This is a genomic window from Pseudomonas sp. DTU_2021_1001937_2_SI_NGA_ILE_001 (genome assembly GCF_032463525.1).
Classification (GTDB): Bacteria; Pseudomonadota; Gammaproteobacteria; order Pseudomonadales; family Pseudomonadaceae; genus Aquipseudomonas.
This window is the reverse complement of record NZ_CP135971.1, coordinates 4,169,000-4,181,234: the sequence shown is the minus strand read 5'-3', so window position 1 is coordinate 4,181,234 and position 12,235 is coordinate 4,169,000. Positions and strand designations below refer to the sequence as shown.

Below are 12,235 nucleotides of genomic sequence, written 5' to 3'. Positions count from 1 at the left end.
GCCATTCGGAAATACTCACGGCTTGGCTCCTTCTGCGTCGGCCGGCTGGGTCTGGCGCACGGTCAGCTGGAAGACATTGGTCTGGTCCGTGGCGTTGGCCTTCACCTCGATGAGCACCGGCGTCTCGAGCCAGTCGGAAGCGTCCAGGTTGCGCATCAGGTCGGAAACCCGATTGTTGGAGTCGGCGACACCGTTGATGGCGATCAGATTGCCGTTCATTTTCACATCGGTGAAATACACGCCGTCCGGCAAGGTACGCACCAGCTGGTCGAACACCCGGCCGATGATCGGCCGGTTGCCTTGCAGGTCCTGAATGATCTTCATGCGCTCCAGCAGCTGCTTGCGGCGACTCTTGAGTTCACTGATTTCCTTGATGCGCGCATCGAGCTGCGTCAATTGGCCCTGCAGATAGGCGTTGCGGGCATTCTGCGCGTCGATGGCGCGACTGAGGGTCTGGTCGACCAGCAGCACGATGGCCACGGCGATTACCAGCACACCGACCAGCGCGGTGATGAAGCGCTTCTTGCGCTCTTCGCGCAGCTGTTCCCGCCAGGGCAGGAGGTTGATCCGGGCCATCAGTCGAAACTCCTCATGGCCAGGCCGCAGGCGACCATCAGTGCCGGGGCATCACTGGCCAGTGCACCGGCATTGACCTTGGAACTCAGGGCCATGTCGGCGAAAGGGTTGGCCACCATGGTCGGCACGCCCAGGCGCTTGTGGATCAGGTTTTCGAGACCGGCGATCGAGGCCGAGCCGCCGGCCAGCATGATGTAGTCCACGCCGTTGTACTGCCCGGCAGCGAAGAAGAACTGCAAGGAACGCGACACCTGCTGGACCATCGCCTCCTTGAAGGGCTCCAGCACCTCGCTGTTGTAGTCGTCGGGCAGGCCGCCCTGTTTCTTGGCCAGACCGGCTTCGCCCATCGACAGGCCGTAGCGACGCTGGATTTCCTCGGTCAGCTGCTTGCCACCGAACAGCTGCTCGCGGGTATAGATGATGCGTCCCTGGTGCAGGACGCTCAGGGTGGTCATGGTCGCGCCGATATCCACCACGGCGACGGTGAGCATTTCATGTCCCTTGCCCAGCTGTGCAGACAACAGGGTGAAGGCGCGCTCCAGGGCATAGGCTTCCACGTCGACGACCTTGGCAGTGAGACCGGCCAGGGCCAGCGCCGCCTCACGGACCTCGACGTTCTCCTTGCGACAGGCCGCCAGCAGCACTTCGACGCGCTCGGGATTGCGCACCGAATAGCCCTGCACCTCGAAATCGATGGCGACCTCTTCGAGCGGGTAGGGAATGTACTGGTCGGCCTCGAGCCGCAGCTGGTTCTCCATGTCGTCGTCCGACAGCCCGGCATCCATTTCCACCACTTTGGTGATCACCGCCGAACCGGCCACCGCCACGGCCGCGTTGCGGGCCTGGGTGCGGGCCTTGACCAGCACGCGGCTCAGGGCCTGCCCCACGCCCTCCAGCTCGGCGATGTTCTTCTCGACCACGGCATTGGCGGGCAAGGGTTCGACCGCATAGGACTCGACTTTGAAACGGCTGCCGGAACGACTCAGTTCAAGGAGCTTTACCGCCGTAGAGCTAATATCGATCCCTAGAAGGGTATGGGCCTTCTTTCCGAAGAGTTCGAACACAACCTGATTCCTATGGATTTTCCGGCACTTACGCGACTTCGTGGATGGGTCTTGGCCGACGCTAGGCAAGACAGTAGCGCAAATCCCGCCCCGAGACGAAAAATGCTTATAATGCCCAGCGTTTTTTTGTTCACCAAACGCTTGAGACTGTATTGATTTGTTGAGCGCGTCTCACCCATTCTTTTTTCTGGAAACCCAAAAGCCTTGATACGCCTGCTGAAGTTTTTCTGGTGGTCCCTGGTCGCGGTGTTCTGTGCACTGCTGCTTGGCCTGAGCGGAGCCTTTCTTTACCTGAGCCCTACCCTGCCATCGGTCGAGGCCCTGCGCAGCATCCAACTGCAGATCCCCCTGCGGGTCTACAGCAGCGACGGCAAACTGATAGCAGAGTTTGGCGAAATGCGCCGCACCCCCGTGCGCTTCGCCGACATTCCCCCCAATTTCATCAATGCCCTGCTGGCCGCCGAAGACGACAACTTCGAGAACCACTATGGCGTCGACCCCACCAGCCTGGTGCGCGCCGCTGGCCAACTGGTCAAGAGCGGCCATATCCAGACCGGCGGCAGCACCATCACCATGCAGGTGGCGAAGAACTTCTTCCTGACCAGCGAACGCAGCTTCTCGCGCAAGACCACCGAGATTCTCCTGGCCCTGCAGATCGAGCGGCAGCTGACCAAGGATGAGATCCTCGAGCTGTACGTCAACAAGATCTACCTGGGCAACCGCGCCTACGGTATCGAGGCGGCAGCACAGGTGTATTACGGCAAGTCGATCCGTGACGTGAGCCTGGCGCAGATGGCGACCATCGCCGGCCTGCCCAAGGCGCCCTCGCGCTTCAACCCGCTGGCCAACCCGGCTCGCGCCAAGGAACGCCGCGACTGGATCCTGGGGCGCATGTATCACCTCGGCAAGATCAGCCAGAGCGACTACCAGGCCGCCTTGAGCGAGCCGATGAACGCCAGCTATCACGTACCGACGCCCGAAGTGTACGCACCCTATGTGGCAGAAATGGCGCGCGCCGAGATGGTCGGCCGTTACGGCAGCGACGCCTACACCGAAGGCTTCCGCGTCTACACCACGGTGCCGAGCGACCTGCAGGAGCACGCCAACACGGCAGTACAGCGCGGCCTGATCGAATATGACCAGCGCCACGGCTACCGTGGGCCGGAAAGCCGCTTTCCAGGCATGACCCGCGCGGCCTGGGCCCAGGAACTGACCAAGCAGCGCCCTATCAGCGGCCTGGAGCCGGCCATCGTCACCCAGGTCGACAAGACCGGCCTGCGCGTCCTGACCCGCAACGGCGAGAAAGAAGAGCTGGTCGACTGGGCGAGCATGAAGTGGGCACGCCCTTACCTGAACACCAACAGCATGGGTGCCAACCCACGCCAGCCGTCTGACGTGGCCCAGGTCGGCGATCTGATCCGCGTGCTGCGTCAGGACGACGGCAGCCTGAAGTTCAGCCAGATCCCCGCCGCGCAGAGCGCCCTGGTGTCGCTGGATCCACGCAACGGTGCGATCCGCGCCCTGGTCGGCGGCTTCTCCTTCGAACAGAGCAACTACAACCGCGCCATGCAGGCCAAGCGTCAGCCAGGTTCGAGCTTCAAGCCGTTCCTGTACAGCGCCGCCCTGGACAACGGCTACACCGCCTCCAGCCTGGTCAACGACGCACCGATCGTGTTCGTCGACGAGTACCTGGACAAGGTCTGGCGGCCGAAGAACGACAACGGCACCTTCCTCGGCCCGATCCGCCTGCGTGAGGCCCTGTACAAGTCGCGTAACCTGGTTTCGATCCGCCTGCTGCAGCAGTTGGGCATCGACACCTCCATCGACTACATCACTCGCTTCGGCTTCTCCAAACAGGACCTGCCGCGCAACCTCTCGCTGGCCCTGGGCACCGCGACCCTGACGCCGATGGAGATCGCCACGGGCTGGAGCACCTTCGCCAACGGCGGCTACAAGATCACGCCGTACCTGATCCAGACCATCGAGAACCGCGACGGCCAGGTACTGTTCACCGCCAACCCGGCGACCGTACCGAGCAACGAGGCCAAGACCGCACCAGACACCTCGACCTTCGCGGTGCACGACACGCCGCCGCTGACCAGCCTGACACCCGCCTCCACCACCGACCATCCAGCACCGCTGGTGGCCGAGCGAGTGGTGGACGGACGCACCACCTACATCCTCAACAGCATGCTGCAGGATGTGATCAAGCGCGGCACCGCGCGCCGCGCCCTGTCGATGAACCGCCCGGACATTGCCGGCAAGACCGGTACCACCAACGAGTCCAAGGACGCCTGGTTCTCCGGCTACAACGCCGACTACGTGACCACCGTGTGGACCGGCTTCGACCAGCCTGAAAGCCTGGGCCGCCACGAGTTCGGCGGCACCGTGGCACTGCCGATCTGGATGGACTACATGAGCGCCGCGCTCAAGGACAAGCCACCGCACCAGCAGCCCGAGCCTGATGGCATCCTCAGCCTGCGGGTCGACCCGGTCAGCGGTCGTGCTGCCACGCCGAGCACGCCCAACGCGTTCTTCGAGCTGTTCAAGAGCGAAGACACACCGCCGAGCGTCAACGAACTGGGCGGCAGCGCCCCTGGCAGCCCGCTGCCAGCCGACGAATCGGCGCCGATCGACCTCTTTTAAAGCAGCGGCAAGCTGCAAGCTTCAAGAAAAAGCAGCCGGCCCCGGCACCGCTTTCAACTTGCAGCTTGCAGCTTGTAGCGCTCCAACAAAAAACCCTGGCAAGGCCAGGGTTTTTTGTTGGAGCTTGAAGCGGCTGTCAGCCGTTGAACACTTCGTCGACGCTGGTCAGTGGGTAGTGCTTCGGATACGGCAGGGTCGCCACACCGCTTTCGATGGCAGCCTTGGCCACGGCTTCGGAGATCACGCCCAGCAGACGGCTGTCCAGCGGCTTGGGAATGATGTACTCACGGCCGTATTCCAGGGTGATGCCGCCGTAGGCGTCGCAGACTTCCTGCGGCACTGGCAGCTTGGCCAGCTCGCTCAGGGCCTTGGCCGCCGCGATCTTCATCTCTTCGTTGATGCGCTTGGCACGAACGTCCAGGGCACCACGGAAGATGAACGGGAAGCCCAGTACGTTGTTGACCTGGTTCGGGTAGTCCGAACGACCGGTGGCCATGATCACGTCACTGCGGGTCTCGTGAGCCAGCTCAGGCTTGATTTCCGGGTCAGGGTTCGAGCAGGCGAACACGATCGGGTCGCGGGCCATGCGCTTGAGGTCTTCCGGGCTCAGCAGGTTCGGACCGGACAGGCCGACGAACACGTCAGCTCCGTCAAGGGCGTCGCTCAGGGTGCGCTTCTCGGTGGCATGGGCGAAGGCAGCCTTGTACTGGTTCAGGTCGGTGCGGCCGGAGTGCACGACGCCGGAGCGGTCGATCATGAAGATGTTCTCGATCTTCGCACCCATGCTCACCAGCAGCTTCATGCAGGAAATGGCCGCCGCACCGGCGCCCAGGCAGACGATCTTCGCGGTGTCCAGGCTCTTGCCGACGATTTCCAGGGCGTTGATCATGCCAGCCGCGGTCACGATGGCAGTACCGTGCTGGTCATCATGGAAAACCGGAATGTCGCACTGTTCGATCAGGGCCTTTTCGATCTCGAAGCACTCGGGTGCCTTGATGTCTTCCAGGTTGATGCCGCCGAAGGTGATGGAGATCCGCTTGACGGTGTCGATGAAGGCCTGCGGGCTTTCGGAGTCAACCTCGATATCGAACACGTCGATACCGGCGAAACGCTTGAACAGAACCCCTTTGCCTTCCATGACCGGCTTGGAGGCCAGCGGTCCCAGGTCGCCCAGGCCGAGAATCGCGGTACCGTCGGAAATGACCGCTACCAGGTTACCCTTGCCGGTGTACTTGTAGGCCAGCTCAGGGTCGCGGCCAATTTCACGTACAGGCTCGGCAACACCAGGGCTATAGGCCAGGGACAGATCGCGGGCAGTAGCAGTCGGCTTGGTGAGTTCCACGCTGAGTTTCCCCGGACGAGGATGGGCGTGGTATTCAAGCGCAGCGGTTTTAAGATCGGACATTTTATAGGATTCCGCTTTTTCTACGGTGGGACAGACGAACCGCCGAGGATACGCAAGATGCGAAATCCTCACAAGACTGACCAGTCACAGCTGTCAAGAGGGCGGATGGTTGGATTGCAATAACTCAATAGATAATGTCGCACTGAGGCAAGATCAGCCCGGCTCAGTCGAGGATATCCAGCATTTGCGGGTGTTTCAGCGGCATCAGCCAACGTGCCTGTCCTGACTTTAGACCACCGCGCGAGGTGCGTTCGACGATCCAGCCACGCGCTTCGACGCGCTTGCCTTTGAGCTGCGCCAGCCGGCCTGCGTCGAACAGTCGCAGCGTGTCCGGTGCCACGCGCAGCATCACGGAATCCAGCTCCAGCCAGACACCGCCACGATTGCGCCGCACATCGATGACCCGACCGCCGACCAGCGCAAAGCCGGGGCGCCGGACCTGCTGCCCGGCCAGCACCGGCGAGCGGCGCCACAATCCCAGACGCGCTTGCCGCGCGCGGCGCTCAGCGGCGCGCTGGCAACCGGCCAGAGCGGCATTCGGGGCGATCACCACGCGAAAGCCCAGCCCTTCGCTGAGCAGCTGCGCCTCGAAATTGCTGCCGTCCCGACCATAGACATGCGCCAGGGTACGCCCGTAACCATCCTTGGGCTGTTGGCCGACCCGCAGGCGCACCCGGTCGCCATTGCTGCGTACCAGCGCCTGCAGGCGCCGCTTCGCCGCCTCGGCCAGCGGCTGGGCCGGTTTGCCACGCCGGGCGAGTTCCGGCGTGTCGATGCCGATCAGCCGGACACTGCGGCCGTCGCTCAGGCGCAGGGTGTCGCCATCGATGACCTGGCGTACCCGCGCCTCGGGCAGGCCGGCCGGCGCGGGGCAGAATGCCTGGGCGGCGCCCAGCCAGAACACGGAAACAAAAAAGGCGCCCACGAGGGACGCCTTTCTTTGCGATCTGAAGATGCCCACCGGGCAGCTCCACAAGCCGAATCACTTGGCCTTGGCAGCGCCAAAAGCACCGAAGCGGGACTTGAAGCGGTCAACACGACCACCAACGTCCAGAGTCTTCTGCTTACCGGTGTAGAACGGGTGGCACTCGTTGCACACGTCCAGGCTCAGAGGCTTGGCCAGGGTGGAACGGGTCTTGATGACGTTGCCGCAGCTGCAGGTGGCGTCGATCGCTTCGTAAACTGGATGGATATCGGCTTTCATGATTACTTCCTCGGACTGGCGGGCCGCCACCCGACACGATTGTCGGATACCGCACGCAAAATAGGCGGGGGATATTACCAGACAATTGCCATTACGCAAACGAACCCTTGTACCGACGGTCTGCTAAGATCGCGCCTCCGCCCTCTCCGCCACTGGGAAGTCCTCGCGTGCCCGACGTCATCCTGCGCCTTGCCCTGCCCTCGCCGCTGCGTCGCCTGTTCGACTACCGCGCCCCGGCTGGCGTGCCGCGCAACGCGCTGCAACCGGGCATGCGCCTGAAGGTGCCGTTCGGCCGCCGGGAGATGATCGGCGTGCTGATCGAAATCACCGACCACAGCGAGGTGCCGGCCGACAAGCTCAAGCCCGCCACGGCTCTGCTCGACAGCCACTCGCCGCTGCCACCGTCGCTGTTCAAGCTGTGCCTGTGGACCGCTCAGTACTACCAGCACAGCCTCGGGGACACGCTGAGCTGGGCGCTGCCGGTGCTGTTGCGCCAGGGCGAGCCGGCCGAAGCTCGTCAGGAGCGCTTCTGGCAGGCCGCACCAGGGGCCAGCCTCGACGACCCGCGCATCGCCCGCGCGCCCAAGCAGCGCGAAGCCCTGGCGACCCTGGCCCAACATCCGCATGGCGTGGCCCATCAACTGCTCGGCAGCCTAGAACTCAACCGCGACAGCCTCAACCTGCTGCTGGCCAAGGGGCTGGTAGAGGTCGAAGTACGCAGCCATGCCCCCAGTGCCCGCCATGAGCACTGGCTGGCGCAACCGGAACTGCCGCTCAATGCCGAGCAGCGCGCCGCCTGCGAGGCGGTGCGTGCCGGTTTCGGCAGCTTCCATGCCTTTCTGCTGGCCGGCGTCACCGGCAGCGGCAAGACCGAGGTCTACCTGCAACTGATCCGCCAGACCCTGGAGGCCGGCAAGCAGGCACTGGTGCTGATTCCCGAGATCAACCTCGGCCCGCAGACCCTGGCGCGCTTCGAGCAGCGCTTCAATGCGCGCATCGCCCTGCTGCACTCCGCGGTCAACGACCGCGAGCGCCTTGACCATTGGCTGGCCGCCCGGGATGGCGATGCCGACATCATCATCGGCACCCGCTCGGCGCTGTTCACGCCCATGAAGAACCCCGGGCTGATCATCATCGACGAAGAGCACGACGGCTCCTATAAACAGCAGGAAGGCCTGCGCTATCACGCCCGCGACCTGGCCGTGGTACGCGCACGCCAGGAAAACGTGCCCATCGTGCTGGGCTCGGCCACCCCATCGATGGAAAGCCTGCACAACGCCCACAGCGGCCGCTACGGCCTGCTGCGCCTCACCCAGCGCGCCGGCGGCGCTCAGCAACCGCGCTTTTTGCGCCTGGACGTGAAGAGCCGGCCCCTGGACAGCGGCATCTCCGGCCCCATGCAGCAAGCCATCGGCCAGACCCTGGCGGCCGGGCAACAGGTGCTGGTGTTCCTCAATCGCCGCGGCTTCGCCCCGACGCTGCTGTGCCACGACTGCGGCTGGCTGTCGGGCTGCCCGCGCTGCGACGCACGGATGACCGTGCACCAACGTTCCGGCGAACTGCGCTGCCACCATTGCGGGCACGTCGAGCGCGTGCCGCACCAGTGCCCGTCGTGCTCGAAGGTCGACCTGCGACCCATCGGCGCCGGCACCGAGCGCGCCGAGGAACGCCTGGCGATTCTGTTCCCGGACTACCCGGTGCTGCGCGTCGACCGCGACAGCACCTCGCGCAAGGACGCCATGAACCAGCTGTTTGCGACCATCCAGCGCGGCCAGCCGTGCATCCTGGTCGGCACCCAGATGCTCGCCAAGGGGCATCATTTCCCACGGGTGACCCTGGTGGCGATCCTCGACGCCGATGGCGGGCTGTTCTCCGGCGACTTCCGCGCCAGCGAACGCATGGCGCAGCTGATCGTGCAGGTTGCCGGGCGGGCCGGACGGGCCGAAGAGCCCGGCAAGGTGATCATCCAGACCCATTTGGCCGAGCACCCGCTGCTGATCCAGCTTACCGAGCAGGGCTACTTCGCCTTCGCCGAACAGGCCCTGAGCGAGCGCCGCGCCGCCGGCCTGCCGCCGTTCTCGCACCTGGCGCTGCTGCGTGCCGAAGCGCACAAGCCGGGGCAGGCCGAGGAATTTCTCGACCAGGCGTGCAGCGAGGCCGAGCAGTTGATCGCAGCACTCGATGCCGGCGGCATCGAACTTCTGGGCCCGGTTCCGGCTCCCATGGAGCGCCGCGCCGGGCGCTTTCGTGCGCAACTGCTGCTGCAATCCAGTGCACGGGCACCGTTGCACAAGCTGTTGCACGCCTGGCTCCCGCTACTGGAGCAGATGCCCGGCGGGCGCCAGGTGCGCTGGTCGCTGGACGTCGACCCGGTCGACCTCTATTGATAGGCGCCCACTGCGGGCATGCGCCAAGGTTGGCAAGCTTGCCCGGGCCACGGATAATGTGCAGTTTTTCCACCCGCGCATCCAGGCGCTGCCGCGCTTGCGGTTGTTGAAGAGAACCTCATGAAAGACACCATTCGCCAGCTGATCCAACAAGCCCTGACCCGCCTCGAAAGCGAGGGCGTCTTGCCAGCCGGGCTGACGCCGGCGATCCAGGTGGAGAACGCCAGGGACAAGACCCACGGCGACTTCGCCAGCAACATCGCCATGATGCTGGCCAAGCCGGCCGGCCTGAAGCCGCGCGAACTGGCCGAGAAGCTGGTCGCCGCCCTGCCCGCCGACGAACAGGTGAGCAAGGTGGAGATCGCCGGTCCCGGATTCCTGAACTTCTTCCAGAACACCCAGGCCCTGGCCGGGCGCCTGGACGCCGCGTTGTCCGACGAGCGGTTGTCGGTACGCAAGGCCGGCCCGGCACAGCGCGTGGTGGTCGATCTTTCGGCCCCGAACCTGGCCAAGGAAATGCACGTCGGCCACCTGCGCTCGACCATCATCGGCGACGCGGTGGCCAACGTTCTGGGTTACCTGGGCGACACCGTGATCCGCCAGAACCACGTCGGCGACTGGGGCACCCAGTTCGGCATGCTGCTGGCCTACCTGCAGGAAAAGCCCGCTACCAGTGACGAGCTGTCCGACCTGGAAGAGTTCTACCGTGCGGCCAAGAAGCGCTTCGACGAGTCCGAGGAGTTCGCTGACCGCGCCCGCGCCCTGGTGGTCAAGCTGCAGGCCGGCGATGCCGAGTGCCTGACCCTGTGGCAACGCTTCAACGACATCTCGCTGTCGCATTGCCAGAAGACCTACGAGCGCCTGAACGTCAACCTGACCCCAGCCGACGTGAAAGGCGAAAGCGCCTACAACGACGACCTGGCCAATGTGGTCAGCGATCTGCGCAGCGCCGGCCTGCTGGTCGAGAGCGAAGGCGCGCAGTGCGTGTTCCTCGAAGAATTCCGTACCGCCGACGACACCCCGCTGCCGGTGATCGTACAGAAGGCCGGCGGCGGCTACCTGTACGCCACCACCGACCTGGCTGCGGTGCGCTACCGCAGCAAGGTGCTGCACGCCGACCGCGTGCTGTACTTCGTCGACCAGCGCCAGGCCCTGCACTTCCAGCAGGTCTTCGAAGTGGCGCGGCGCGCCGGTTTCACCCATGACGGCATGCAGCTCGAGCACATGGGCTTCGGCACCATGAACGGCGCCGATGGCCGGCCGTTCAAGACCCGTGACGGCGGCACCGTGAAGCTGATCGACCTGCTCGACGAAGCCGAACAGCGCGCCTACGCACTGGTCAAGGACAAGAACCCGAGCCTGGAAGAGAGCGAGCTGCGCCGCATCGCCAAGGCGGTGGGTATCAGCGCGGTGAAATACGCCGACCTGTCCAAGCACCGCACCAGCGACTACAGCTTCAACTTCGACCTGATGCTCAGCTTCGAAGGCAACACCGCGCCCTACCTGCTGTACGCCTACACCCGCGTGGCCGGAGTATTCCGCAAGCTGGGCACGCCGTTCGACGCCAGCCAGGGCCGTATCGTCCTGGAGGCGCCGCAGGAGCAGGAACTGGCGGCGAAACTCGCGCAGTTCGGCGAAACCCTCAACAATGTTGCCGACAAAGGTACGCCGCACGTACTGTGTGCCTACCTTTACGATCTGGCGGGCCTGTTCTCCAGTTTCTACGAGAACTGCCCGATCCTCGGTGCACAGAATCCGGAACAACAACAGAGCCGCCTGCGCCTGGCGGCCCTGACCGGTCGCACCCTCAAGCAAGGCCTGGACCTGCTGGGCCTGGAAACTCTGGAGCGAATGTAAGTTGGCCGTTGCAAAAAAGAAGGCGCCTCCCAAGCGCGGTGCCAGCCGTTACGAAGCACCTGCGAAGAAGCCGATCCCTGGATGGGTATGGCTGGCCGTCGGCCTGACGGTCGGCGCTTTCATCGTGTTCCTGATGAAACTGGAACCCGGTGGCAGCGAGATCAAGCGCGAGAAGGCCGAGGCCAAGGCCGCCGCGAAGATCGCCGAAGCCAACAAGACCCCACCCAGCCCGGCCGTGGTCAAGCCCAAGTACGACTTCTACACGCTGCTGCCGGAATCGGAAGTCATCGTGCCCAAGGAAGCCGTGCCGGAGAAGACTCCGCCAGCGCCTGCGGTGGCACCCATGACCCCGGTCAGCCCTGAACAGGCGGCGAAGATCGACACCGCCCGCGCCCAGGCCGCGCTCAGTGGCCTGACCCCGCCGCCCGCGCCGCCGGTCGCCACTGCCAAGCCGGCACCGGTGACGCAGTTCTTCCTGCAGGCCGGTTCGTTCCGCAAGCAGGCAGATGCCGAGAAGGTGCGTGCGCAGATCATCCTGCTGGGCCAGGCGGCTACCGTGGAGTCCGGCACGGTCAAGGAAGAGACCTGGTACCGCGTGCTGGTCGGCCCGTTCAGCAACCGCGACCAGCTGACCACCGCGCAGAAGCAGCTGGCCGGTGGCGGCTTCAGCAACCTGCTGCTGCAACAGCGCCAGAGCCAGAGCCGCTGAACCTGAGGCACCGGCGACACTGTCCGGCCAAGCCGCTTCCAATCCGGTGGAGCGGCTTGGGCCTGTAGGACCGGCTTCAGCCGCAATACTGATCTTTTATATCAGAGCAATCTGATCTGGCGTCGCTTTGGCTTTTCAAGCACAGAACTTACAGACGCCGCCAAAAGCGACTTCGGTGCAGGCCGAGTGCAGGTGTCATGGAAGGGGGTAAGCCGGCAGGGAAGCCGGCTTAGGCGCACTGGGCCAGGGACGGCCCATTGCGCCGGCCCCCTGGAATGGCGCCGGAAGGAGGGAAGTCTGCCCGCAGGGCAGACCCAAGCCAGGAGCAATGCCTTTTGGTTAATTTTGGCGCGCAGGGCACCTGGAAACCAAAAGTAACCCGCCGTC

9 protein-coding genes are annotated in these 12,235 nt (G+C 64.5%); 4 read left to right on the top strand and 5 right to left on the bottom strand.

Annotation, left to right across the window (positions count from 1 at the left end):
* Positions 1-15: 15 nt before the first annotated feature.
* Positions 16-576 (bottom strand): PilN domain-containing protein, encoded by a 561-nt coding sequence (locus tag RRX38_RS18190; RefSeq protein ID WP_295471689.1) that lies wholly within the window; start codon positions 574-576, stop codon positions 16-18.
* Complete coding sequence (locus RRX38_RS18185; protein ID WP_295471691.1) at positions 576-1,640, bottom strand: pilus assembly protein PilM; 1,065 nt, start codon at positions 1,638-1,640, stop codon at positions 576-578. Before RRX38_RS18185 ends, RRX38_RS18190 begins: the two co-directional genes overlap by 1 nt.
* A gap of 207 nt (positions 1,641-1,847) precedes the next feature.
* On the opposite strand from RRX38_RS18185, the gene RRX38_RS18180 reads away from it, so the two are divergent.
* Positions 1,848-4,286 carry a penicillin-binding protein 1A gene (locus RRX38_RS18180; protein WP_410524918.1) on the top strand — a complete coding sequence of 813 codons (2,439 nt, stop codon included), beginning with the start codon at positions 1,848-1,850 and terminating at the stop codon, positions 4,284-4,286.
* A 136-nt stretch (positions 4,287-4,422) separates the two neighbouring features.
* On the opposite strand, the gene RRX38_RS18175 is transcribed toward RRX38_RS18180, so the two are convergent.
* The 3 genes from RRX38_RS18175 to rpmE all read right to left on the bottom strand — a co-directional run bounded on the left by RRX38_RS18175 (position 4,423) and on the right by rpmE (position 6,895).
* On the bottom strand, positions 4,423-5,691 hold the full coding sequence (locus RRX38_RS18175) for a malic enzyme-like NAD(P)-binding protein (RefSeq protein WP_295471696.1): 1,269 nt from the start codon (positions 5,689-5,691) through the stop codon (positions 4,423-4,425).
* A 163-nt stretch (positions 5,692-5,854) separates the two neighbouring features.
* A complete protein-coding gene (locus RRX38_RS18170; RefSeq protein WP_315960164.1) occupies positions 5,855-6,652 on the bottom strand; it encodes a thermonuclease family protein in 798 nt (265 codons plus the stop codon).
* Between the two features lie 21 nt (positions 6,653-6,673).
* Complete coding sequence (rpmE, locus tag RRX38_RS18165; RefSeq protein WP_295471701.1) at positions 6,674-6,895, bottom strand: 50S ribosomal protein L31; 222 nt, start codon at positions 6,893-6,895, stop codon at positions 6,674-6,676.
* Between the two features lie 167 nt (positions 6,896-7,062).
* Here rpmE and RRX38_RS18160 point away from each other — a divergent pair, with 167 nt between their 5' ends.
* The 3 genes from RRX38_RS18160 (at position 7,063) to RRX38_RS18150 (ending at position 11,848) form a co-directional block, all read left to right on the top strand.
* Positions 7,063-9,282 carry a primosomal protein N' gene (locus tag RRX38_RS18160; RefSeq protein ID WP_295471703.1) on the top strand — a complete coding sequence of 740 codons (2,220 nt, stop codon included), beginning with the start codon at positions 7,063-7,065 and terminating at the stop codon, positions 9,280-9,282.
* Positions 9,283-9,402: 120 nt separating this feature from the next.
* Positions 9,403-11,139, top strand: coding sequence for an arginine--tRNA ligase (gene argS / locus RRX38_RS18155; RefSeq protein ID WP_295471705.1), 1,737 nt, complete (start codon positions 9,403-9,405; stop codon positions 11,137-11,139).
* A 1-nt stretch (position 11,140) separates the two neighbouring features.
* Positions 11,141-11,848: an SPOR domain-containing protein gene (locus tag RRX38_RS18150; protein WP_315960163.1), complete on the top strand. Its 708-nt coding sequence runs from the start codon at positions 11,141-11,143 to the stop codon at positions 11,846-11,848.
* Positions 11,849-12,235: the final 387 nt, after the last annotated feature.

Coding starts and splice junctions, on each gene's coding strand:
- RRX38_RS18190 (WP_295471689.1), bottom strand. CDS start 576: ATGGCCCGGATCAACCTCCTGCCCTGGCGGGAACAGCTGCGCGAAGAG.
- RRX38_RS18175 (WP_295471696.1), bottom strand. CDS start 5,691: ATGTCCGATCTTAAAACCGCTGCGCTTGAATACCACGCCCATCCTCGT.
- rpmE (WP_295471701.1), bottom strand. CDS start 6,895: ATGAAAGCCGATATCCATCCAGTTTACGAAGCGATCGACGCCACCTGC.
- argS (WP_295471705.1), top strand. CDS start 9,403: ATGAAAGACACCATTCGCCAGCTGATCCAACAAGCCCTGACCCGCCTC.